23 protein-coding genes and 1 pseudogene are annotated in these 23,103 nt (G+C 40.7%); 5 read left to right on the top strand and 19 right to left on the bottom strand.

Annotated elements, in window-relative coordinates:
- Window positions 1-665: 665 nt before the first annotated feature.
- Complete coding sequence (locus LQ188_RS14600; RefSeq protein WP_230177210.1) at window positions 666-1,442, top strand: SurA N-terminal domain-containing protein; 777 nt, start codon at window positions 666-668, stop codon at window positions 1,440-1,442.
- An 84-nt stretch (window positions 1,443-1,526) separates the two neighbouring features.
- Here LQ188_RS14600 and arsC read toward each other — a convergent pair whose 3' ends face one another.
- The 13 genes and pseudogenes from arsC to LQ188_RS14535 all read right to left on the bottom strand — a co-directional run bounded on the left by arsC (window position 1,527) and on the right by LQ188_RS14535 (window position 13,889).
- On the bottom strand, window positions 1,527-1,946 hold the full coding sequence (arsC, locus tag LQ188_RS14595; RefSeq protein WP_230177209.1) for an arsenate reductase (thioredoxin): 420 nt from the start codon (window positions 1,944-1,946) through the stop codon (window positions 1,527-1,529).
- Window positions 1,947-1,977: 31 nt separating this feature from the next.
- Window positions 1,978-3,276 (bottom strand): arsenic transporter, encoded by a 1,299-nt coding sequence (locus LQ188_RS14590; protein ID WP_230177208.1) that lies wholly within the window; start codon window positions 3,274-3,276, stop codon window positions 1,978-1,980.
- Window positions 3,277-3,294: 18 nt separating this feature from the next.
- On the bottom strand, window positions 3,295-3,636 hold the full coding sequence (locus LQ188_RS14585) for a metalloregulator ArsR/SmtB family transcription factor (RefSeq protein ID WP_101224312.1): 342 nt from the start codon (window positions 3,634-3,636) through the stop codon (window positions 3,295-3,297).
- A gap of 236 nt (window positions 3,637-3,872) precedes the next feature.
- A pseudogene (locus LQ188_RS14580) lies at window positions 3,873-4,127 on the bottom strand (flavoprotein); the annotation flags it as partial.
- 56 nt (window positions 4,128-4,183) lie between these two features.
- Window positions 4,184-5,599, bottom strand: a complete 1,416-nt coding sequence (locus LQ188_RS14575) for a SpoVR family protein (RefSeq protein WP_101224313.1) — start codon at window positions 5,597-5,599, stop codon at window positions 4,184-4,186.
- 162 nt (window positions 5,600-5,761) lie between these two features.
- Window positions 5,762-6,841 carry a hypothetical protein gene (locus LQ188_RS14570; RefSeq protein ID WP_101224314.1) on the bottom strand — a complete coding sequence of 360 codons (1,080 nt, stop codon included), beginning with the start codon at window positions 6,839-6,841 and terminating at the stop codon, window positions 5,762-5,764.
- A 151-nt stretch (window positions 6,842-6,992) separates the two neighbouring features.
- Window positions 6,993-8,105, bottom strand: coding sequence for an o-succinylbenzoate synthase (gene menC / locus LQ188_RS14565; protein ID WP_230177207.1), 1,113 nt, complete (start codon window positions 8,103-8,105; stop codon window positions 6,993-6,995).
- 13 nt (window positions 8,106-8,118) lie between these two features.
- Complete coding sequence (locus LQ188_RS14560; RefSeq protein WP_101224316.1) at window positions 8,119-8,913, bottom strand: GNAT family N-acetyltransferase; 795 nt, start codon at window positions 8,911-8,913, stop codon at window positions 8,119-8,121.
- Complete coding sequence (locus tag LQ188_RS14555; protein WP_230177206.1) at window positions 8,906-10,060, bottom strand: M20 peptidase aminoacylase family protein; 1,155 nt, start codon at window positions 10,058-10,060, stop codon at window positions 8,906-8,908. The genes LQ188_RS14560 and LQ188_RS14555 overlap by 8 nt, the downstream gene beginning before the upstream one ends.
- Before the next feature lie 63 nt (window positions 10,061-10,123).
- Window positions 10,124-10,966 carry a MurR/RpiR family transcriptional regulator gene (locus LQ188_RS14550; protein ID WP_230177205.1) on the bottom strand — a complete coding sequence of 281 codons (843 nt, stop codon included), beginning with the start codon at window positions 10,964-10,966 and terminating at the stop codon, window positions 10,124-10,126.
- A gap of 465 nt (window positions 10,967-11,431) precedes the next feature.
- Window positions 11,432-12,313, bottom strand: a complete 882-nt coding sequence (locus tag LQ188_RS14545; RefSeq protein ID WP_101224318.1) for a radical SAM/SPASM domain-containing protein — start codon at window positions 12,311-12,313, stop codon at window positions 11,432-11,434.
- 238 nt (window positions 12,314-12,551) lie between these two features.
- Complete coding sequence (locus tag LQ188_RS14540) at window positions 12,552-12,872, bottom strand: DUF3889 domain-containing protein (protein ID WP_230177204.1); 321 nt, start codon at window positions 12,870-12,872, stop codon at window positions 12,552-12,554.
- Window positions 12,873-12,920: 48 nt separating this feature from the next.
- Window positions 12,921-13,889, bottom strand: a complete 969-nt coding sequence (locus LQ188_RS14535) for a M14 family zinc carboxypeptidase (protein ID WP_230177203.1) — start codon at window positions 13,887-13,889, stop codon at window positions 12,921-12,923.
- A 132-nt stretch (window positions 13,890-14,021) separates the two neighbouring features.
- On the opposite strand from LQ188_RS14535, the gene LQ188_RS14530 reads away from it, so the two are divergent.
- Entirely contained in the window at window positions 14,022-14,264 is a 243-nt protein-coding gene (locus LQ188_RS14530) for a YhdB family protein (RefSeq protein WP_048689737.1), read from the top strand.
- A gap of 131 nt (window positions 14,265-14,395) precedes the next feature.
- Here LQ188_RS14530 and LQ188_RS14525 read toward each other — a convergent pair whose 3' ends face one another.
- The 3 genes from LQ188_RS14525 to LQ188_RS14515 form a co-directional block, all read right to left on the bottom strand.
- Complete coding sequence (locus LQ188_RS14525; protein ID WP_230177201.1) at window positions 14,396-14,923, bottom strand: NADPH-dependent FMN reductase; 528 nt, start codon at window positions 14,921-14,923, stop codon at window positions 14,396-14,398.
- A 161-nt stretch (window positions 14,924-15,084) separates the two neighbouring features.
- Window positions 15,085-16,815, bottom strand: a complete 1,731-nt coding sequence (locus LQ188_RS14520) for a phospho-sugar mutase (RefSeq protein WP_230177200.1) — start codon at window positions 16,813-16,815, stop codon at window positions 15,085-15,087.
- 150 nt (window positions 16,816-16,965) lie between these two features.
- On the bottom strand, window positions 16,966-18,513 hold the full coding sequence (locus LQ188_RS14515) for a carbon-nitrogen hydrolase family protein (protein ID WP_230177199.1): 1,548 nt from the start codon (window positions 18,511-18,513) through the stop codon (window positions 16,966-16,968).
- Window positions 18,514-18,704: 191 nt separating this feature from the next.
- On the opposite strand from LQ188_RS14515, the gene LQ188_RS14510 reads away from it, so the two are divergent.
- Together LQ188_RS14510 and LQ188_RS14505 are read left to right on the top strand one after the other, a co-directional pair.
- Window positions 18,705-19,142 carry a disulfide oxidoreductase gene (locus tag LQ188_RS14510; RefSeq protein WP_101224324.1) on the top strand — a complete coding sequence of 146 codons (438 nt, stop codon included), beginning with the start codon at window positions 18,705-18,707 and terminating at the stop codon, window positions 19,140-19,142.
- Entirely contained in the window at window positions 19,142-19,612 is a 471-nt protein-coding gene (locus tag LQ188_RS14505; protein WP_048689755.1) for a thioredoxin family protein, read from the top strand. The genes LQ188_RS14510 and LQ188_RS14505 overlap by 1 nt, the downstream gene beginning before the upstream one ends.
- Before the next feature lie 68 nt (window positions 19,613-19,680).
- Here LQ188_RS14505 and LQ188_RS14500 read toward each other — a convergent pair whose 3' ends face one another.
- Window positions 19,681-20,094 carry a DUF5365 family protein gene (locus LQ188_RS14500; RefSeq protein WP_048689759.1) on the bottom strand — a complete coding sequence of 138 codons (414 nt, stop codon included), beginning with the start codon at window positions 20,092-20,094 and terminating at the stop codon, window positions 19,681-19,683.
- 232 nt (window positions 20,095-20,326) lie between these two features.
- Here LQ188_RS14500 and LQ188_RS14495 point away from each other — a divergent pair, with 232 nt between their 5' ends.
- On the top strand, window positions 20,327-21,238 hold the full coding sequence (locus tag LQ188_RS14495; protein WP_230177198.1) for an RluA family pseudouridine synthase: 912 nt from the start codon (window positions 20,327-20,329) through the stop codon (window positions 21,236-21,238).
- 209 nt (window positions 21,239-21,447) lie between these two features.
- On the opposite strand, the gene LQ188_RS14490 is transcribed toward LQ188_RS14495, so the two are convergent.
- Both LQ188_RS14490 and LQ188_RS14485 read right to left on the bottom strand, forming a co-directional pair.
- Window positions 21,448-21,702: a GlsB/YeaQ/YmgE family stress response membrane protein gene (locus tag LQ188_RS14490; protein ID WP_170946860.1), complete on the bottom strand. Its 255-nt coding sequence runs from the start codon at window positions 21,700-21,702 to the stop codon at window positions 21,448-21,450.
- Window positions 21,703-22,177: 475 nt separating this feature from the next.
- On the bottom strand, window positions 22,178-23,008 hold the full coding sequence (locus LQ188_RS14485; protein WP_230177197.1) for an aldo/keto reductase: 831 nt from the start codon (window positions 23,006-23,008) through the stop codon (window positions 22,178-22,180).
- Between the last annotated feature and the right edge of the window lie 95 nt (window positions 23,009-23,103).

Genomic DNA, 23,103 nt, shown 5'->3' with positions numbered 1-23,103 from the left:
TCATCAGATAGTCTCTTAGAAATTTTTTCCTTGTCTTTATATTAATAACTTGCGTGTAAAATTGTTAGCCGCTTTCTGTAGGAAAAAGGAAATGTGTTTTTGTATGTTTTGAATACTAACCTGGAAGAGAAAATATTCCCTTCTTTTCAAAAGAGATTCATCGAGGGATTTACATATCTCTAAAATCTCCTATAGGAAGCTTTCAATCAAATGTATATTGATAATAAACTACTTATTACAAGGATTCTGTCAACTAAGTTTTTTGTCAAAATGCTGGTGGAACCGATGATATCTATCGATGAAGAAAACACATATGTGGAAATTAAGTAGAGATTTATACCGCTTAATTCCTAGAAGAGTATCCAAGAATCTTCTGACGAGTCTTTCTTTTACTAAACCAATTTACAGTAGTTACGTTTGTGATTAAGAGATTGAATACAAGCTGACTGCACCAGGTATCAGCCTTCGCATTTTTTAAGCTTATTTCATGTCGAAGGGTAAATTGGTTCATTTCCGCGAATGTTACACTTATATAATGAGATGATGCCTATACTATCTTCCTGTTTTCTGGAAAAAAGAATGAATTTATTGTGTTTTAATGGGAAATTCCTTTATAATGCGCATTAGATGATTTTTTAGCATTGAATACGAGAGGAGACTGAAATATGAAGAAACTATTGTACCCAATCATCATTGGATTATTGGCAGTTGTTCTGACGGCTTGTGGTTCGAACGATGAAGCTGATAAGAAAAATGACGAGAAAGAGACTAAAACAACTGAGAAAGAAACGGCTAAAGCAACTGAGGAACAGCAAAAACAGATGGAAGAAATGCAGAAGAAACTAGACAAGCAAAAGGTGGATGAAAAGAAAACGGTGGCCATCGTCAATGACGAAAAAATTTTAGGTGCGGAATATAATACCGTGTTGTCCACCACACAAATGCAGATGCAGCAATTCGGACAAGACCCGACAACCAAGGAGGGAGCCAAACAAACTAAAGAGCAAACGCTCAACTCTTTAGTGGGGCAAAAATTACTGCTTCAAGCAGCTGATAAAAAGGGCTACACAGCTTCCAAGGCCGAAATTGATAAGCAACTTGCCGAAATCAAAAAGCAATATGAGAGTGAAGAGAAATTCAAGGAAGCGATGAAGCAAGCAGGCCTGAATTCGGAAACGCTGAATGCTCAGATTGCAGAGAACATCCCATATACGAAGTACGTTGAAAAAGAGATTAAAGTGGAAGAAGCAACTGATGAAGAAATCCAAAAGTATTATGACCAGGTTGCAGAGCAAGCTAAAACAAGCGGACAGAAGGTACAGAAAATCGAGGAAATGAAGCCGCAAATCAAGGAACAACTAGAGCAGCAAAAGAAACAAGAAAAGCTTGTGAAGCATGTGGAAGAACTTCAGAAAAATGCCAAGGTCGATATTAAGATTTAATGATGAAAAGAGCTGCCAATTATGGCAGCTCTTTCTTTATGGTCTTTGGTCCGCCCACTAACACCCAAGGCGTTTCAATTTTATTTATTCACCCGTTTTAGAGAAACGTGCAATTCTTTCTCCTATTTCATCACGAACACGTTGGAAGGTAGCCCATTTTTCTTCATCTGTTCCTTCCGCTCTTGCCGGGTCATCAAAGCCCCAATGTTCACGTCTCACATGCGTTGGCGTCATTGGACATTTGTCTGCCGCATCACCACATAATGTAACGACAAAATCGGCATTATTCAATATGTCAGGGTCGATGATATCCGATGTTTGATTGGAGATGTCCAATCCAACTTCATTCATCGCTTTTACAGCTTTTGGATTTAACCCATGGGCCTCGATTCCTGCGCTAAGCACTTGCCATTCGTCACCTAGATATCTCTTACCCCATGCTTCAGCCATTTGGCTTCTGCAAGAGTTCCCTGTACATAAGAAGTAAAGTGTTTTTTTAGCCATGCTGTTTCTCTCCTTTGTTTGTAGTAAGTGTTTAATGAATGATTTGCAGCCATATATATAAGCCGACCAATGTGATGAACAATGTTGGGATGGTTAAGATGATTCCCGTTTTAAAATAAGTTCCCCATGAGATTTTTACACCTTTTAATGAAAGGACATGCAGCCACAATAACGTAGCCAAAGAACCGATAGGAGTGATTTTCGGGCCCAAGTCCGAACCGATGACATTTGCATAAATAAGGGCCTCCCTGATTGCGCCTGTTGTATGGGTGTCGGAAATGGCAAGGGCATCAATCATAACGGTCGGCATGTTATTCATAAGTGATGACAGAATGGCGGCGATGAAGCCCATCCCAATCGTTGCTACAAATAATCCTTGATCGGCGGTAACTTGGATTAAATCCGTTAATACATTCGTCAAGCCAACATTTCGCAGGCTATAAACCACTACATACATACCAATTGAGAAAAAGACGATTGCCCATGGTGCGCCTTTGATAACGGTTTTTGTGTTGACCGCTGGACTCCTTCTAGCCATCATGAGGAAGAAGATGGCGACAATGCCTGCAATGATGGATACAGGAACCCCAATGAATTCACTGGAAAAATAACCAACCAGCAATATTCCTAATACGATCCAGGACAGCCTAAACATCCTGTGGTCCTGAATGGCTTCCGCTGGTTTTTTAAGCTGTGATACATCATAATTTTTCGGTATGCTTTTACGGAAAAATATATATAAAACCAAGATGCTTGCAATAAGTGCAAAGATGTCCGGTACGATCATTCTAGAAGCAAACTCGGCAAAACCGATATTGAAAAAGTCTGCAGATACAATGTTTACAAGATTACTCACCACTAAAGGCAGTGAGGTTGTATCAGCAATGAACCCACTTGCCATGATAAAAGGGAAAATCATTTTATCACTAAATTTCAATGCCCGAACCATTGCTAATACGATTGGTGTGAGGATAAGGGCGGCTCCGTCATTCGCAAAAAAGGCAGCCACAAGAGCACCAAGGATACTTACATAGACAAACATCCTTACTCCATTTCCCTTGGCGGCTCTCGCCATATGCAGCGCTGCCCATTCAAAAAATCCTATCTCGTCCAAAATAAGCGAGATGATGATGATCGCGATGAAGGCGAGTGTCGCGTTCCAGACTATCGATGTCACGTCCATGACATCAGTAAAGTCCACCACTCCAACAAGTAAGGCCAAAACCGCACCGCCACAAGCTGACCATCCGATTGACAATCCCTTCGGCTGCCAGATGACGAGAATGAGTGTTAATAAAAAGATGATAACTGCCAAAATAACTGATCCCACTGAAGTAGTACCTCCTAGTTAGTCACAACAAATCCGTTTTCCTTGTGCTGTTAAGTTTTCTAATTTAAAGTTTTGACTTGGCAAGTCCTTGATGACCGTCTGAATAAATGTGTAATGGGAAGAAGACGGGTTTAACGAGTAAAAAACCCATTGTCCCCTCCTCGCTTCATTCACGATCCCGCTATCTTTCAACTTTCGTAAATGCTGGCTGATAGCGGGCTGGCTCATCTCGAATAGGTCCACAAATTCACAGACACAGCATTCATGCTCAGCCATGATCTTAATCATGGTCAAACGGGTTTTATCACCTAATAATTTAAGAATGTTTGCCGTGGTTTCCAAATCCAACGCTTCATTCATAGCTTTTCATCCCTCCTAGCACAAAGTAAATAAGTATATGCTTATGTGATTATTAATCATCATTGTATAAGCATAGTCTTATTTAATCAAGCATTAACTATTCAGCAATAATTTTCATACTCTTCTTAAAAACGGGCTTCACAATAACTCCGAATAAAGCGATTGCAACGGCAGCCCTGAATAGTACCCGAAGAAATTATAAAAAGACCAGCCTGGTTTCAGACTGGTCTTCTATTTTATTTACAACAGGAATTAATTTTTATTTCCAATCTCACTGAAACAGGACTGCCACAGCAAGAAGTATTGTTTGTTTCAGTTGGAGGAATATCAGAATCGTAGGAACTAGATGCCAGATTCACACTGCAAACTCCTGTTTCAGGAAGTTGCAAGCGCACTTCTTTTACCCCCTCGACATCCCCTGTCAGATAAGCCACCACGGAACGGACTTGTTCGTAGCCTGTTGCCAGTAAGAATGTAGGCGCTCTTCCGTATATATTTATGAGACAAAAACAAGAAAACTGCCGAGTGACCGGCAGTTTTTTCAGCTTTATAAATATTTCCGGTGAATACCTTTTCCATCATAGGAAAACAGGACTTCTTTTCCTTCCATGACTGATTCCATATGCACGGGGCGGCCCCAGAGCTGATAGATATATGGCATGACTTTTTCGAGATATTTCAGATCCAGTTCAATATCTTCATACCAATGCTTTAGATAAAGTTCCCCATTGCGCATGAAGTCCCCATCATTTACTGTGATATAGGGGAAACCGCCGTTAACCCTCATACTGACGAGTTGATCACGAACATGTTCCCATGCCTTATCGACGATTTTATAATCCTTGCCCTGCTTTTGGAATAAGTACATATCCTCCCGCATGACCAGATCTTTCGTCAAATAATTGCGGAGAAAGGAAATATCAGATTCGATTTCCCTGACTTCGAACATCTTTTCCCGGCCAGATCCAGGCTTGACGCCCAGCCTGATCATTTCTTCGGTTGGATTATCATAGCGTTCTTCAATATCTTCAAGCACTTTCAAGCCGAGATAATAAGGATTGATACTGGTCCGTGATGGCTGAACGACCCCTGCGTTCAGTTTCGCGAATTCAATGGCTTCCCCTGAGGATAGATCCAATTCACGGATTATGCGCTGATGCCAGTAGGATGCCCAGCCTTCGTTCATGATTTTCGTTTCCAGCTGCGGCCAGAAATACAGCATCTCTTCCCTGATCATCGTCATGATATCCCGTTGCCAATCGGTTAAATCCCTGCTGTACTGTTCTATGAAAAGCATAATATCCTTTTCAGGCCTTGGCGGGAATTTTTTTCTTTTTTTAATGTTGGATTTCTTCGGTTTATCTTTATTATCAAGGTCCCATAAATCATCATATTGTGTGGCTGTCGGTTTTATTTCCTCTTCTTCTTCCTCATCCTCCATCGTCCAGGCAAGCTTTGGTCTCATCAGCGACGGATCGATATGTTCTTCAATGGCTAAAAGTGCATCAAGGAAGGTTTCCACTTCCTTTTTGCCATGCAGGATTTCATATTCACGGATTCTTTCTGCAGTTGCCGACATACTTTCTACCATATCTCTCTTAGTATTATTGAAACGTATATTATTCTTAAAGAAATCACAATGCGCCAAAACGTGGGCAACAATCAATTTATTTTGTACAAGTGAATTGGAGTCCAGCAGAAAAGCGTAACAAGGATCAGAGTTAATGACCAGTTCATAGATCTTACTTAATCCAAAGTCGTACTGCAGCTTCATTTTATGAAATTGCTTCCCAAAGCTCCAATGAGAAAAACGGGTAGGCATCCCATAGGCACCAAATGTATAAATGATTTCTGAAGGGCAAATTTCATAGCGCATCGGGTAAAAATCCAACCCGAACCCTGTTGCTATTTCGGTAATTTCACTAATGGCATATTCCAGAGCCTTTTGCTCCGCTTCATTCATCCGATATCCCCCTTGTCTTTCGCCTTTAAACTAATGTATGAAAAAAAGGAGGAAAAATGCCGTGATCATGAGAAAGGTCCTCGATAACAGAAAAAAAACACCTCCATATAGAAGATGCCAGGCCAAAAGTTTCGTGCAGTTCTGCACTTAATCCCTTTGAAATTAAAATTTCGCGAATTCCGTATTCACAGCCTCTTTTTTCGTTCTTGAACGGATCCAGGAAATGATGAGCGCTGCAATGATGACAAAACCTAAGTATCCTGTGACAGGGTATACCGTCCCAACCAATTTAATAAAGCCAACGAAACTTGCAAGGAAAGCGAGGATGCCGACTATAATCACGGATATTTTAAAGCGTTTCGTTTCGGCAGGCACCAACCTGGCGGTGAACGCATACAGCATCCCGACAGCGGTATTATAAATCATTCCTAAAAGGATGATTGATAGGATATATCCCAACCATGGAGAAATCTGATTCGCTAAATGAAGGGTAGGCATTCCTGAGCCTTCTATGCCCTTCAAGTCGGACATCATCCCCAAATTGATCAAGAATAGCAGGATCCCTAAACCGATCCCTCCTAGAATTCCTCCCATACCAGCCTCTTTCTTATTCTTGAAGGTCCCTCCCATTACGGCTAGCATGGCTATTCCGGCAGTCATATTATATGAAACATAAAGTAATGAACCCATCATCCAATTCCCGGTTGCAGCCGTTCCTTTACTTGAAGATGAAATGATTTGATTGAAACTTAGATCGGATGTAAAAAATGAATAACCTGAAATAATGATCATGATAACAAATAAAAACGGTGTGACGGCACTAATGATGGACATTATTTTATTAACATTAAGTAAAAGCGTACCAATCGTGAGCACCGTCATGACGATTGCACCGACAATGCTTGGAATCCCGAATTGTTCCTCAAAAATCGTTCCGGAACCGGCAATCATGATGACTGTAACGCCAAACAAGAAAAATGTGATGATAATATCGACCACCCTGCCTATATAGCGGCCACAGATATGATCGATGATGCTTTTATGGGAGCGTGTTTGGAGAGTGCTCCCCAGCTGGGTAACTTGCATGCCTAAAAACGCGAATAAAGCTGTCGCCACCACAATTCCCAATACACTGTAGATTCCAAAACTCGTGAAGAACTGTAATACTTCTTGTCCTGAAGCGAAACCTGCTCCAATGATGATTCCAATATATGCTCCTGCAAGATTTATACTATTTTTCATATCAAATACCACCCTAATTATATGATTATTCTGATAATTTAAGTTAAAAGAAATATCTTCCCCTTCATCGTGATCCTGTTCTTTAATAGCCTCCCAGCTTCAAGTTAACGGGCCGATGTCCATGAAGCCGGGAGTTCTTTTATTCTTACTCTTATTTATTAGGATATCTTTTACTATAGGAAGTGAATTCATCGATCGCAGCATAATCGACTTCATAGCCAATGCCTGCCGCCTTTGGGACGGTTATGACACCACCTTCCACTGTAACCTCTGGTTGGATGATGTCTTTATGCCAATAATTCGCGGATGCTGCCGTATCACCAGGCATCGTGAAGTTATCAAGTGTTGTCAAAGCGATATTATGAGCACGCCCGACACCAGATTCCAACATGCCTCCACACCAAACCGGTACATTCCTTTCTTTACATAATTCATGTATTTTCATTGCTTCCGTTAAACCGCCAACCCTGCCGATCTTAATATTAATGATTTTACAGCTTCCCAATTCAAGGGCTTTTCTTGCATCTTCGACGGAATGTATACTTTCATCCAAGCAAATCGGTGTTTTGATTTCCGCTTGTAATGTGGCATGATCGACAATATCATCTGATGACAAGGGCTGCTCGATCATCATTAAATCAAATTGATCAAGTTGTTTCAGTAATTCGATGTCTTTCAGCCGGTAAGCGGAGTTTGCATCTGCCATGATCGGAACATTGGGATAACGATTGCGTACTTCCCTGATTACATCTACATCCCATCCTGGTTGTATTTTCATTTTGATTCTTTTATACCCATCCCTCAATCCAGCTTCTATCTTCTTCAGTAATTCAGGTACCGTTTTTTGGATGCCGATGCTGATTCCAACATCGATTTTTTCCAGTTTTCCGCCTAAAGCCATACTTAATGGAATATTCTTTTCTTTCGCATATAAATCCCAGATGGCTCCCTCGATTGCCGATTTTGCCATATTATTTTTACGAATATGCGAGAACATATCCGATACATCACGAGGATGCTCTATTTCTTTATCCAATACAAGCGGAATCAGGAAATCCTCCAGCATGGTCCAATTGGTTTTTATGGTTTCTTCGTTATACCAAGGTGCTGAAAACGCCACAGATTCAGCCCAGCCCGAAAGCCCTTCTCCATTTTTCACTTCCACAAGAATGAACTCCTTATCCACAAACGTTCCAAAGCTTGTTGTAAAGGGAGCTACCAAATCCATATTTAAATGACGTAAACGCACTTCTGTTATTTTCATCCCGAATCCCCTCTTATTCTTTTATTTTTAATAAATAGTTTTGAATGTTTTTACCTTTTTCCCGTTCGATCCCGGCTGCAACATATCCTTTGGCAAAAAAGGCTTTGAATAATTCACCGGTTTTTAACCGCCAATCAATCGCAAGGCGAAGATCAGCTTTTTTGATTTGTTGAATATCTGTCGGAATGGGTATGGCAATCACCTCGGCATTGGTTTCGAAATGATAATCCTTGATGTAAGGAAAGCCTTGGTCATTCATTGCTGTCGTTACGAGGTGTATGGCTTCATCAGGAAGCGGAGTCTCTTCCTTTGCTTCCTGCCGTATATTCCATTCCACCATGAATCGATCAGTGGACAGTCCTTCATTGAGGGTATCCTTCATATTTCCATAACAATCTTCCATATATGTAGAGCAAACAGCTTTTAGCTTACCGATATTCAAGTTTGCATTCACACTTTCCAATGGATCATACGTCCATGTGATCAAGTCGTAGCCTTTTTTTAGTGCTTCTTCTTTTTGTGCAAGTTTAAGTAATCTGCCGTAGCCCTTCTTTTGATGGTCCGGATGGATGGCTAACATATGTGAACAAAGATATACCCTTCCGTCTTTGAATCCCGGGAAACTATATTGAAACCCGACTAACTGGCCATTGATATAGCCGCCTAAAACAAGCCCGCCGTTTTTGACTGCCGTAATCGTCTGATGGATGGGAACGCAATCCATACCCCATACGAGGGCTTCCAGTCGCTGCACTTCTTGTAAATCCTCTAATGTGGATAGGGATTTAACAATTAATTCATCAGTCATGTAAGTGGCCCCCATCCCCATATTTCTCGAAAGTCAGTATGATGGCTTTGGCCAGGATTTCAATTCCCGATAACAAAGCATCTTTGTTGAAAGTCATGTTCGGATGATGGAGCCCTGGTGCCAAATCACAGCCCAATCCAAGCATCGTCGCTTTGAGTTCAGGTCTTTTCAACGTATAAAAATGAAAATCCTCTCCCCCGGTTGTAATGACAGGAGCTACCAGATTTTTTTCCCCGAGTGTATCGGCTATCGCTTCAGACATTATTTCCTGGGCTTGATCGTTCACGGTTGCTGCAGCAACACAGGTTCCCGGTTCGAGTTTCATTTCGACTCCATGGACAATGGCCAAAGATTCTGCAACCTTTTCCACCTTTTTGGTGAGCTCTTCCATCACTGCATTATCCTGTGCCCTTAAATCCAAGGAAAAAGTGGCTCTCCCCGGGATGATATTGGAACTTTCGCCGCCAGCAAAAAACTGCGTCATTTTTACGGAATAAGGGATGGACGGATTGAGATGGATACCATTTAACAAAGTGATGAATGCCGCTCCTATCTCGATGGCATTTTGTCCTTGATGCGGTCTGGCTCCATGCGCATCAGTTCCCGCTATTTCACCTTTAATGAACTGAGCGGCTCCATGCACAATGGCTGGCGCCGCTTGCCCATCCTTCACTTCCTCAACCGGTCTTAAGTGCACTCCATAAAGGAAATCGACATCATCCAATACCTTTTCTTCAATCATCTTCAAGGCGCCCGTGCCTTTTTCTTCGGCAGGTTGAAAAATGAACTTCAGCTTCCCTCTAGGATGAAAGTCCATTTCCCTCAATACCAGGAATACTCCAAGTGCCAAGGTCATATGACCATCGTGTCCACACGAATGATTGGCTTGAAACGTGCCATGCACCTCCTGCCAAAGTGCATCGATATCCGATCGTAACCCGACCGTAAAATTCCCATCCCCGATTTCCCCAATCACTCCTGTACAGTCCTCGAATGTTTTCACCGTACACTGATTCTCCGTTAAAATATTTGAAATGAAAGCTGTCGTATTCACTTCATTCCAACTCGTTTCAGGATTTGCGTGTAAATGGTCAAAAATATCGAGTATACGCGGCCTTAATTTTTCGATAGATTGTGTGATATCCATTTCTGTCTCCCCCTTGTATCCCGGTTTAATCGGCTTGTTCCCCAAACTGGTGGAAGTTTTACCTCAAAAGAAGTAATCGTCTTGATTGAACGCATCATATATAGCTTTTCTTTCTTTGAAACCCTGTTCGTCCTTAATCGATACACCAGCTACTAAACTATTCAATAATGAGAATAAAACCGGTGCGGTATCGATCGTGGAAGTCCTTGGTGTTGAAATGGGCAGTAAAATGTCAGTGTATTCAGCAATCGGAGCCAGTTCGGAATCCGTAACCCCAATTACAAATGCACCCGCTTTTTTGGCCATTTCCGTTATTTTCACAGTCTCTTTAACATAGCGGTGAAATGAAATGGCCACAAAAACGGAATTTTCAGTCATTTTATTCAACATTAAAAATATATCATCAGTATCAGGGCGATATAAATGAACCTCTTCCCTAACAAGCCTAAGCGTAAAGGTTAACCAATGTGCTGCCGAAAATGATAAACGGTGTCCGGATATTAAAACATTGTCAGCTGCCGCCAATTTATCGACTGTTTTGGAGAAATCTTCATTTGATAAATTTTTCATTGTCTTTTCGATGCTGATGATATCCTGCCCCATCACCTGAGCCATGAAGTTTGGCTGACTCGCGGCTTCAAGTTTTGAAGAATGATATTCATTCAAACTGCTGCTCTCGTATATCAACTGATTGCGAATAAGCTTTTGAAGCTCAGCATATCCACTTAACCCTAATGAATAGCAAAAGCGGATGATGGTCGTTTCACTCACCCCAATATCCTTTCCGAGCTTTTGAGCTGAAGTGACTGCAAATGTATGTGAATGCACCAACAAGTATTTTGCTACCTTTTTTTGACCAGTAGATAAACCAGGGAATACTTCTTTAACTTTTTGCTGTAAATCCATAAAACATCCCCTCTGAAACAAGATATGAATCCAAAACTTTTTATATGACAATATGAAGTTTTCACTTCAACAATAATAGAGAGTATTTTATCACAGGGCTTTTAATAAAACAATAATATTCTGAATTTTTAATAAAAAGGAAGGAAATGCTTCAAGCACAAAAAAACCACGGAGATGGCCATGGTCTCAATTTGGCGGCAAAATGGGGTTCAGAGCCCAATATAGTGAGGTGAACTTAAACGGCCGAATACAGTGCGGGGTAGGTCGAATACTGTGCCTCAACGGTCGAATACGGTGTGGTTTAGGTCGATAAACTTCGTCAACGGCCCAAGACAGTCGGCGGAAAGGGAGCGGATTTCTGAAATCAACTGAACATTTTAAAATAAAAAACTGTAGGCAAACTGAGTTTTCATCGAGTTTGTCTACAGTCTGAAACCACGAAATGTACCGGTGGTTTTCCTTCATTTATTTTTTATGACGCTTTGCATAGCCACATCGTTTGCATAATTCTTCAACTGCACATCTTCTTGAAAAACCATCATACATATTTTTCGCCCGTTCGCCATTTAAAATGTCTTCAAGTGATGTTTCGAATATATTTCCCAGCGGTATTTTGCCTTCACTATCCAAGCAACAAGGTACGACTGTACCATCCACCAAGATGCCTAATTGATCTCTAAGGGCATAGCAGAAAATATTTTCATCGATAATGTCACGGTCCAATTCCGGCCACTCGAATTTTTCGGCCATGTTTATATAAACCCTGTCCCTCAACTTTATATTATTCTTTTGCTGAAGAGCTTCACTTAAGCGAATGTCCAATGAAAGCTTCTCCTCCAGCATGCTCAGAATATCATCGTTCAGGCCATTACTCGCTTTTAATTCATCCGTATCCATATTCCATAAACGAATGGCACAAATCACTTCGCTTTTTTCATTTGCTTCATTTATAAAATCGGCAATATTACTGACATAAGAGTCAAGACTATTGCTCGTATCGTTTGCCTCAAAGCTATGAAGTGAAATATTCACCTGCCGAAGGGCTTTTTTGGAGAGCAGCTTGTCTTTGACCTTTTGAATCAAAGTACCGTTCGTTGTAATATTAACCTTCAGGTCATTTTCAGCACTGATATCCAGGAATGTACCCAAATTTTTATTTAAAAACGGTTCACCCATCAGATGAAAATAAATATGATCGGTGTGTGGTTTGATTTTCTTGATAACATCCGTAAACCCTTCAGGATCCATGAATTTCAGGGTCCTTTGCAGACTGGAGCTTGGACAAAAATTACACTTCAAATTACATATATTCGTAATTTCCACATAAACTTTCTTAAACTTTCTCATTTTCTAATACCCCTACAATCAAGCTTATTGTTTCATTCTGATACTAACTATACTTGTTAGCTGCTCATAAATGCAATGAAAACTTCATGGAAGCTGAACGGCTGCCATCATTCCCCACTGGCAGCTAATCCGAAATCCACCATTTCCCGGACAACCTTTAAACAAAATCAGAAAAAAACATCTTCTCGAGGTGAAGATGTCTGTAATGCATCCCTTAAGTTTTCCGGTTGTTCCGATCTCACTTTCCTTTTTGTTCTGTGACCTTCAAACTAAGTAATTTTTCATTTTTCAAATCATGTTGTACAGTCACGATGACATTGAACTTCTGACCTTTATTCTCGACCAAAAATCTGAAATCGTCTTCGACTAAATTTTTCGCTACTGTTTTTCTGCCCTTATATTCGTAATCGGTAATCTCAACTTCAGGATAATCTGCCTGAACTATTGTAATCGCAATCTTTCCGTATTTTTCGTAATCGGGTTTTTGGGCTTGTGCTGAAATGGCCCCTGCTTGCATAATCAAAAAAATACCCATTAGCATCACGATGACTTTTTTCAAAATCTTTCCTCCTCATACTTTCCGGTTAGTATTATTATGTAAAATTGTTCAGTTGTTATGCAGCTGCTTTGCTTCTTTTACAAGCATGATTCCAACTAATCGATTCCTCTCCCACTCCTCAGGAAACACAGTCAATGGCGGATTGGTTTCATCCACTAAATAACTAAGTTCAATCGTCATTCCCGGGCGGCGGAATTCAGTTATGAACCAATCCGTATATCCGCTTCCTACCGCTTCTTTGTCCGGAAAGGTCAGTTCATATCCAGTCAATTCGGCAGCCTTTTTCGCAATCCCATAATCCCTCGCCATATTTTTCCGTTTATTATTGTAATGCCAAAAGATTTCCCTTCCTGAGGTATGATAGGAAACGGCAATAAGGGGATCGATCTTTTTCGTGAAATCCGTAAGCGCTATAGCTTCAGCTGCTTCAAGTGGTTGTCGGCCCTTATAAAATTGATACGTCGGTTTTGTTTCATGACTCATGACTTCTTTCCATCCAGCCGGATACTGCCTATTTAAATCAATGCCATTAGCGTTGGCTTTCCACCGGGACCAATTCCTGCTATATCGATTCATTTTCCATACCGCAGCCTTTTCAAGAACATTTAAGTTGGATAAATCTCCTTGCTGGATGCTGACGCCATCTGGATTCAGCATCGGGATGAACCAGATGCTCACTTCATCCAATGATTCCGTCCGATATTCTCCAACAGGTTTGCCCGCTCGATATGCGGCTGCATATTCTTCAAGCATGCGCATTAAAAGTTTGGAGCTGAGCCATTCCCGACCATGATGTGATCCCACCAGCAAAATCGATCTTTTTCCTTTTCCTAACCTGACTGCCTTTATATTTTTTCCCTTTTCAGTTTGTCCGATAATTTGAACGTCCAATTCATACTGCTTTTGGATTCCTTGCAGATCCATTTCCATCTGTTCAGGGGAATACACTTTTGCCGCCAGCGATGGTTCAGGGAAAAAAAGAAGCACCAGTATTCCAATTACCATTATTTTTCTCATGTACTCACCTTTTATTTTTATTCAGGTAAAAAGCAACAACCGCGTTCCAAATACATCGCCACTTATTGTAAGGAAATGTTCTGTCATATCTGAACAAAATACAAATAGCTCCTTAATAAGGGGGAGAAGAACATGAGGATTGCTGATTATGATCAGGCATTGTTTCACACGCACCGTTCTGATTGGGACAGCTTGTTAGTATTGATGGTTCGAACGAAAGATCACTTTCTTTCAAAAAAAATAGAACATTTTCTGCACGCTTACAGGTTTGAGCATGATTATCAAATCGTTCAATCCCAGCTGTATGCACTGCTTCGTTATCTGGATCATGCAGCAGAAAAAACAAGTGATTATTTAAGTGAACTTCCAAGCTAAAATCAACTATAGTTTTTGCAAAACGGGAAAAATTATACAAGAGGATCGATTTTCGGGGATATAACTTTGGCTGGTGAAACCCTATAAAAACAAGGAAGGGTCAGGTATGTAAATACCTGACCCTCATTTCATCATTTTTTGATTGTAGCATATGCCGTTGCATACATTTTAAGCTCTTCAATCATACCTTCTACAAGTAATGCAGATTCTTCAAATAAACCATCATTTTCGTAATCGAAGCAATGCGGATCCAGAACCAATTGTTTGGCGATCACATTTGCATAAAGGCTTCGACCCACTGTCCTCATGGAATTCAAGGCATTGATCCCGCCTTTTCCTCCGCCGGAAACAGCCAATAGAGCGACTGGTTTATGCGTGAATTGTTCGCTGCTTAGAAAATCCAAGGCATTTTTCAAGGCTCCGCTCATGGAACCATGATACTCCGGAGTTGTCAGAATTACGCCATCAGCTTCCTCGATGCTTTTCCGAAGTCCTTGAATAACTTCCAGTTGATATTGTTCACCTTCACCTGAATATAAAGGGATTTCGCTATTGCTTAAATCAATAAGTTCCGCTCCGTATTTCTTGGATATGTAGCGTGAGGCAATCCCCGTACGCCCTTGTTTACGTGGTGAACCATTAATGATTACTAATTTCATGAATTAAACCTCCATTATTCCCCGATGTTTTCCGAGATCAGTCGCCAATACAGTATACCAAAACCGCAACGGAAATTCCTAGAATTTTGATTTTTCATGCAACTAAAAATCAAAAAAAAAACGAAAGACCTGAAGAAGTCTTTCGTTTAGCTTTCATACATTTAAACCAATGCTTCAATCTTGCTCATGAAATCTTCCATGACTCCCGATAACTTGGACTCAGCTTCTTGCATTGATTTACCTTGGACACCGAAATAGAATTTAATTTTCGGTTCAGTGCCTGAAGGACGCAGGCAAACCCATGTACCATCCTCAAGGAAATACTTCAATACATTTGATTTCGGAAGCTCGATCAATTCTTCATTATTTGAAAGTAATGTACGCTTCTTGCTGCTTTGGTAATCTTCTTCAACGACTACCGGAATGCCAGCTATTCGGGAAGGAGGATTTTGACGGAATTGATTCAATATTCCAGAAATCTGTTTCGCTCCCTCAATGCCCTTCAAAGTCAATGAACGCAAACCTTCCAAGTAAAAGCCGTACTTTTCAAACACATTCAGCAACCCTTCATATAAGGTCAATCCCTGCTTTTTATAATGGGCACAGACCTCGACAGCAAGCACCGCAGCTTGAATGGCATCCTTATCACGTGCAAAGTCTTTAATCAGATAACCGTAGCTTTCTTCATATCCGAACAAAAAGCTGCTTTCCCCGCTTTCATGGTACTGATTTATTTTCTCGGCAATGAACTTAAATCCGGTAAGTACATCAACCGTCTTCAAGCCATATGACTCGGCAATCGTACGCCCGATTTCTGAAGTGACGATCGTTTTTAAGATGACTCCATTTTGAGGAATCTTCCCTTTTTCTTTTTTCTGGGAGAGTAAATAATCCAGGAAAAGGGCACCTGTTTGATTACCAGTCAGGACAACATATTGGCCCATCTCGTCTCTCACGGCAATTCCAAGCCGGTCGGCATCCGGGTCCGTTGCTATCAATAGATCCGCTTCCACCTTGTTACCAAGCTCGATGGCCATTTCAAATGCAGCAGGTTCCTCCGGGTTTGGAGACTGAACTGTCGAAAAATCCGGATCTGGCAATTCCTGCTCCTTAACAATATGCAAATTTTGATAACCTAAGCTTTGCAGTGCCCGCCTGACGGATTTATTTGCCGTTCCATGAAGCGGCGTAAAGACGATTGACACATCTATTTCCTCGGCAAGCTGCGGGTTCTCTGGAACTGTAAGCAACGCGCGATTATACGCTGCATCCACTTCCTCCCCAACCATTTCGATGAGGCCCTGCCCTTTAAGGACTTCAGCTTCTTCAACCTGAATTTCAAGCTCGTTTTCAATGGCATTCACGTAGCTGATCACTTGATCCGCCGCATCCGGTGGCAATTGTGCCCCATCTGACCCATAAACCTTGTAACCATTATATTCAGGCGGATTGTGGCTTGCCGTGATGACGATCCCAGCAAAAGCATTCAGCTCGCGAACCGCAAATGACAATTCTGGAGTTGGACGCAATTCATCGAATAAATAAGCTTTCACCCCAAATGTTGCCAAGGTCTTAGCTGCTTCCAGTGCAAATTCCGGGGACTTATGTCTTGAATCATAAGCGATCACAGCCCCTCTTCCTTTCGCTTCTTCCCCAAACGAAGAGATATACTGAGCCAACCCAACCGTTGCCTTCCTTACCGTATAAACATTCATCCGGTTCGTTCCCGCTCCGATTTCCCCGCGCATTCCGCCTGTTCCAAACTCTAAATTTTTATAAAAGGCATCTTCGAGTTGTGCTTCATCCCGCTGCATTTCCTCAAGGAGGACACGTAATTCCCCATTTAAATTCTGGTACCCTGCCCAAGTGGTGTATAAAGATTTCCAATCCATCTCCAACATCTCCTCCCAAACGCCTCATATTTGTAATTATTATGTATCTACCTTACATATACAAAATTATCACATTTATTCCAATAAATGAAGCTCGTAATGAAAAGAACCGAATCTAGCATTCTTCACATCACGAGCTCGTTTACCTCTTTATTTTTGGCCATCTTTGTAATGCAGATGGTAAATATCATGGCGGCGATCTTTCAATTGCTTTACAGTACCAGACTGACGCTCCCGCCTTAAGATTTCCAAATCGACATCGCCAATCAGGACCATCTCAAGGTTCGGGCTGGTTTCCCCGACTATGCCGTCACGCGCAAATTCGAAATCCGATGGAGAGAAGATTGCCGATTGGGCATATTGGATATCCATATTTTCCGTTTGCGGAAGATTTCCGACCGTTCCGGAAATAACAGTATAAATTTGGTTTTCGACTGCACGGGCCTGGGCACAATAACGAACTCGCAGATAGCCTTGCCTGTCTTCTGTACAAAATGGAGTGAATATGATTTTGGCTCCCATGTCGGTAGCAATCCGGGCGAGTTCCGGAAACTCAATATCATAACAAATTTGTATCGCAATTTTTCCACAATCCGTATCAAAGACACGAACGCGGTCACCTGCGTTAATACCCCACCATTTTCTTTCATTCGGTGTGATATGAATTTTATATTGCTTTTCAATCGTCCCATCGCGACGGAATAAATAAGCGATATTATAGATATTGTCATCATCTTCTTTAACGAAGTGGGAACCGCCGATGATATTGACGTTATACCTTACAGCTAAAGTGGTAAACAATTCAATGTATTGCTCCGTGAAATCCGACAGTTTCCGGACAGCCAAGCTTGGTGATCTTTCATTCAAGAAAGACATCAGCTGGGTGGTGAACAATTCCGGGAACACGGCGAAATCCGCATTAGCATCCGAAGCAACATCGGTGAAATATTCGACTTGGTTAGCGAAATCTTCGAATGAATCGATTTTACGCAGCATGTATTGCACGACGCAGATACGTACCGGCTCTGATGTTTTATAATAACGTTTTGTTTTCGGCTGATAATCGACGTTATTCCACTCCATGAGAGTAGCATACTTATTCGATTGCAGATCATCAGGCAAGTAATTCGGATTGATCCTCATAAGCGTGAACCCATTTAAAAGCTGGAATGAAAGAACCGGATCATATATTTTATGCAATTGCACTTCTTTCACATATTCCCTTGGTAATAGTTCTTCCGCATGTTTATGGTAATTGGGGATCCTTCCCCCGATAATGATGCTTTTTAAATTCAAATGGGCAACAAGCTCTTTCCTTGAATCATATAATCTTTGGCCAATTTTCATCCTGCGGAATTCAGGATGGACCATGACCTCGATTCCATATAAATTATAACCGTCCGGATTATGATTCGTGATGTACCCATTATCGGTTACATCATCCCATGTATGGCGGTCATCATATTCGTCAAAATTAATAATGAGACTGGAACATGAGCCAATCACTCTTCCATCATATTCAGCCACAAACTGTCCTTCTGGAAAAATCGCCAGATGGCTCTCAAGCTGATCTCGCTTCCAGGGAACCATTCCAGGAAAGCAACTCGACTGCAAAGCAATTATTTCATCTATGTCTCCTAGCCTCATATTACGTATTTCCATTATTTTTTCATATTTATGCAGGTCCAAATTGGGCATTTTTCCTCAGACTCCTTTAATCTCTTCCATAAGAATTATACCCCTTATTCAAAAATTAAAACAACTGAACCTACCCATGGATTACAAATAAAAACATTCTGAATGTCCGTTAAAAGAATATATATTTTACATACCCGGTCCTTACATACTATACTTTTCATGAGAGTAAAAAGAGATGGGGAAGAGGAACCATGAACAATACAAAACGCAGTGTGGAAAACTTATTATTTGTAGCCTGGGCTGCTTCCATCATTGCTATGTTTGGAAGCTTATATTTTTCTGAAATCAAGCAATATGAACCTTGTGTCCTCTGTTGGTATCAGCGGATCATCATGTATCCCTTTACGATCATTTTAGGAATTGCAATCATTCGAAAAGATTATTGGATCAGCTTTTATACGATGATATTATCCGCTATCGGTGCATTCATTTCCACGTACCATTACTTGATACAAAAGGTTTCATTCTTTTCTGACCACACCCTTGCATGCGGAAGGGTTCCATGTACAGGTCAATATATAAACGTATTTGGTTTCATCACCATCCCGTTCCTAGCCTTGACTGCATTCATCATTATTTTCATATGCAGTTACATCATATGGACAAGATCCAAGGAGGTTGCAGCTTAATGAAGAAAATGGCTATATTTTTAGTGATAATCGTCGCGATATTTGTCCTGCTGGGCGTTTTTACAAACTTGAAAAAAGAAGAAAAATCAAAAGGAAATCCATACGGTAAGGATAAGCTTAAACCCGCTACTGTCGATCAGCTGGATGACCCCAATTATCAAAACTTGATCCTGCCTGAAGAATTGGAGCAGGACCTCCAGGATAATGAAGATGTGACCGTTTACTTCTATAGTCCTGAGTGCCCGCATTGTCAAAAAACCACGCCAATCGTGGCTCCTTTGGCAGAAAAGCTGGGAATCGATCTAGTTCAATACAATCTTTTGGAGTTTGAACAAGGATGGAGCGATTATGGCATCAAAAGCACACCGACCATCGTTCACTATAATAATGGCAAAGAACAAGAACGGATCGTTGGCTATAATGATGAGGAAACGTTCGAGAAATGGTTCAAGGACCACGATATTAATTAAGGATGGAAAAAATGAGCCGGCCCTAACGGAAATGCTTCTCCCGTTATAGCCGGCTCATTTTTTTTGCCTTATACTAAATATTGATTCGCCACCTGGATGTCCATCATCTGCATCTCATTATTCGCTTCATGGTTTATACTTGAAAAATGGTCATAATAAAAGGGGAAGAATATTCCGCATTCATTCAATAGAGTGATGTTATGTTGGAACAATTCTTCAGATTCAGATTCCATAAAATCTTCTCTCTTTTGTTTGTCTAATATCGACATAAGTACTTGAAGACATGTCATTACTTGAAATGCGTCTCTTAATGTTGCCAAGTAAGTAACAGAACTTTGATTGGGCTTTAAAACGCCAATCTCGCGAAAATGAAGGATTTCACTTTCCGTAAAGTATTTGGGAAATACAGATTCGTAGAAACGAGAAACGAGACTCGCTATTTCTTGCTCTTGTTCTTCCGTTGAAGAAAAGACCGTCTTCACTAAAAAAACCACCTTTTTTCAGATCCGTTAGACCTATCTATTATATGTATATTCTAGGACAAGCGATTTCTTTCTCACTAGAATAACATAAATATTGTAAAAAATATGTGGTAATTTCCACCACGGAAATTTCATCAATAGGTCCAAGGTTACTTTTTCATGACTAATTCTTAATTATTATATATTTTTTTCATTTAATCAAAACCAAAGCAGTCGAAAGTAGGAGTTTTTATTGGAAAATTTCAGAATAACTAACCAACATTTAATAATTGATGTTCTCCGAAGTTGGAAAGGATTAACAATTGAAAAGCTTTTTAGGGAGCATTGGCAGGCCCCAAAAAAATTAGTGCATGAATGGAGAATGAGTAAAGAAGTGACAGTGAACGGGAATTCCATCGCATGGTCAACTATCCTTAATGAAGGAGATTCGATCAGCATCCCCTTATTGGATCACGCTGAAAATGAAACAGTACAAGCGGCAGACTTAGGAATTTCCATCTTATATGAAGATGATGTGTTGTTGATAGCCAATAAACCGGCTGGAATGGATACCCATCCTTCTCAGCCCGGTGAAGCACACTCCCTCCTCAATGGTGTCGCGCACCATCTTCAAAAAACCGGCCAGACCTGTATGATCAAGCATATTCATAGGCTTGATAAAGATACCACCGGTGCCGTCCTTTTTGCCAAAAACCGCCTTATTGGGTCCATGCTGGACAGAATGTTGGAAGAAAGGGAAATCAAGCGGACTTACCTAGCTTTAGTCGAAGGAAACATTAAAAAGAATGAAGGAGAAATCAAAGAAAAAATTGGCCGCGACCGCCACCATGCGACGAGAAGAAGGGTTTCCCCTACAGGCCAGACAGCAGTCACCCACTATCGGGTGCTCAACCGAGATCCCAAGAAAAACTTGACGCTCGTCAGCTGCACCTTGGAAAGCGGCCGAACCCATCAAATCAGGGTGCATTTCAGTCATTTAAACCACCCATTGGCCGGAGATACCTTATATGGCGGAAAAAGGACATTTCCACGTCAAGCCCTTCATGCAAGGAAAATTGAATTCATCCATCCCATATCAGAAGAAAAAATGATCATTGAAGCTCCTTTCATTGATGAACCTGATATATTCGATGTCACCATTTAAACAAAAAAACACCGTTCCATTTCGGACGGTGTTCTTATTTCTTCATTAATATTATCCGAATTGTCGCTCATATTTTTTCACGGACGGATCTTCTGCATGTTGGGTCGAATTTTTCCGCTATACGGCCGAAATATACGCATGTCGGGACGAAATCCGTTCATTTTGGCATAAAAAATAGCTGGCCACTTGGGCCAGCTTTATTTTTTTATTTATGAAGCTTTTCTCATGCCTTTTAAGATAAGGCTTAAGATGAAGACAAATACGATTGCACCAATCAATGCTGGAATTATAGCGAAATCTGCTACTGAAGGTCCCCAGTTCCCAAGAATTAATGAACCTAACCATGCACCAACAAAACCAGCGATAATGTTACCGATAATTCCAAATGGTACGTCACGTCCAACGATCATACCTGCTAACCAACCAATGATACCTCCGATAATTAATGACCATAAAAATCCCATAATATATTTCCTCCTTCAAATTAGTTATTTTTTCATTTCTGCAGCAGACTCCAAGAAATCAAATCACTTCCATTTTGTCATGCTTTTTTCAGTTATTTTAACTTTTACATTCAAATGGTATGATGCCGATTAGCACGATATCTAATGAATGTGAATGCTTTAGTTATTGGGTAGAGTTAGCTAGCTATAGCCCTTGAGTAACTGATTGGACAATCCTCATGTTAGTGATTTTTTTCTTTTTGTTTGCCGCTGTACTCATTATTTTCCCCGTTTAAATAATCTAAAACCTAATTTTTTTTAAAAATATTTGGCAACGAAAACAGGATTATCAGACATATTAAACGGGTATACCATAGGCTTTAACTTTGTCACATTGTTAGTATAAGCAGTAACCGTCTCAAATATGTTCATAAAGGAAAAAGAAAAAGGATGCCCCAATTTTCGGGACACCCTTCTATTATTTGCAGCATTCTTTTTAGAACAAAAGTTCATCGGGATTGCTGCCGAACCGTTCATTTTTGTTCAAGGCATCTATTTGATTCATTTCATTCAGGCTTAATGAAAAGTCAAATACATGTGCATTTTCCTCAATGCGGGACGGCGTAATCGATTTAGGTATTACAACTAGATCATGTTGCAGATGCCATCTAATCAACACTTGCGCTGAACTTTTCCCATGCTTCTTCGCTATATGATTAATTGTCGGCTCTTCCAATAGGTTTCCTCTTCCTAGCGGGCTCCAAGATTCTACCTTTATTTCATGTTTTGCACAGTAATCACGAATTTCGACTTGAGTCAAAAGTGGATGCAATTCAATTTGATTGACGACCGGCTTCACTTCACTGTTTGCAAGTAAATTTTCCAAATGATGAACATGGAAATTACTTACACCGATTGATTTCACCTTTCCATCCTTATAAAGCTTTTCCAAAGCCCTCCAGGTTTCCAGATATTTATCTTTTCCCGGCCAGTGGATCAAGTATAAATCCAAGTATTCCAAGCCAAGGCGATTTAAACTATCATCAAATGCCTGGAGCGTCGTTTCGTATCCTTGCTCTGTATTCCACACTTTAGATGTAATGAACAATTCTTCACGAGGCACGCCGCATTCACGAATCGCCTGACCAACACCTTCTTCATTTTCATAAATGGCAGCCGTATCGATCGCACGATATCCAACTTCGATCGCTTTCTTGACAGACTCAACCGTTTCATTGCCGTTTTTCACTTTAAATACACCAAAACCCAACTGTGGCATTTTAACTCCATTATGTAAGGTGATCGTTTCCCCAATATTTGAAATCATTCCATCATTCCCCCTTACTTTTATTTACCAATTATACATCCCTCCACCTTCTATTTCTAACCATAAGCCTCGGGATTTACAGAGTTCTTAAACGA

It is taken from the genome of Peribacillus sp. Bi134, from assembly GCF_918698065.1.
GTDB lineage: Bacteria > Bacillota > Bacilli > Bacillales > DSM-1321 > Peribacillus.
This window is presented reverse-complemented; position numbering and strand designations above follow the sequence as displayed.

Coding starts and splice junctions, on each gene's coding strand:
- LQ188_RS14600 (WP_230177210.1), top strand. CDS start 666: ATGAAGAAACTATTGTACCCAATCATCATTGGATTATTGGCAGTTGTT.
- arsC (WP_230177209.1), bottom strand. CDS start 1,946: ATGGCTAAAAAAACACTTTACTTCTTATGTACAGGGAACTCTTGCAGA.
- LQ188_RS14585 (WP_101224312.1), bottom strand. CDS start 3,636: ATGAATGAAGCGTTGGATTTGGAAACCACGGCAAACATTCTTAAATTA.
- LQ188_RS14575 (WP_101224313.1), bottom strand. CDS start 5,599: ATGAATGAAGCGGAGCAAAAGGCTCTGGAATATGCCATTAGTGAAATT.
- LQ188_RS14570 (WP_101224314.1), bottom strand. CDS start 6,841: ATGAAAAATAGTATAAATCTTGCAGGAGCATATATTGGAATCATCATT.
- menC (WP_230177207.1), bottom strand. CDS start 8,105: ATGAAAATAACAGAAGTGCGTTTACGTCATTTAAATATGGATTTGGTA.
- LQ188_RS14560 (WP_101224316.1), bottom strand. CDS start 8,913: ATGACTGATGAATTAATTGTTAAATCCCTATCCACATTAGAGGATTTA.
- LQ188_RS14555 (WP_230177206.1), bottom strand. CDS start 10,060: ATGGATATCACACAATCTATCGAAAAATTAAGGCCGCGTATACTCGAT.
- LQ188_RS14550 (WP_230177205.1), bottom strand. CDS start 10,966: ATGGATTTACAGCAAAAAGTTAAAGAAGTATTCCCTGGTTTATCTACT.
- LQ188_RS14545 (WP_101224318.1), bottom strand. CDS start 12,313: ATGAGAAAGTTTAAGAAAGTTTATGTGGAAATTACGAATATATGTAAT.
- LQ188_RS14535 (WP_230177203.1), bottom strand. CDS start 13,889: ATGAGAAAAATAATGGTAATTGGAATACTGGTGCTTCTTTTTTTCCCT.
- LQ188_RS14530 (WP_048689737.1), top strand. CDS start 14,022: ATGAGGATTGCTGATTATGATCAGGCATTGTTTCACACGCACCGTTCT.
- LQ188_RS14525 (WP_230177201.1), bottom strand. CDS start 14,923: ATGAAATTAGTAATCATTAATGGTTCACCACGTAAACAAGGGCGTACG.
- LQ188_RS14520 (WP_230177200.1), bottom strand. CDS start 16,815: ATGGATTGGAAATCTTTATACACCACTTGGGCAGGGTACCAGAATTTA.
- LQ188_RS14515 (WP_230177199.1), bottom strand. CDS start 18,513: ATGCCCAATTTGGACCTGCATAAATATGAAAAAATAATGGAAATACGT.
- LQ188_RS14510 (WP_101224324.1), top strand. CDS start 18,705: ATGAACAATACAAAACGCAGTGTGGAAAACTTATTATTTGTAGCCTGG.
- LQ188_RS14505 (WP_048689755.1), top strand. CDS start 19,142: ATGAAGAAAATGGCTATATTTTTAGTGATAATCGTCGCGATATTTGTC.
- LQ188_RS14490 (WP_170946860.1), bottom strand. CDS start 21,702: ATGGGATTTTTATGGTCATTAATTATCGGAGGTATCATTGGTTGGTTA.
- LQ188_RS14485 (WP_230177197.1), bottom strand. CDS start 23,008: ATGATTTCAAATATTGGGGAAACGATCACCTTACATAATGGAGTTAAA.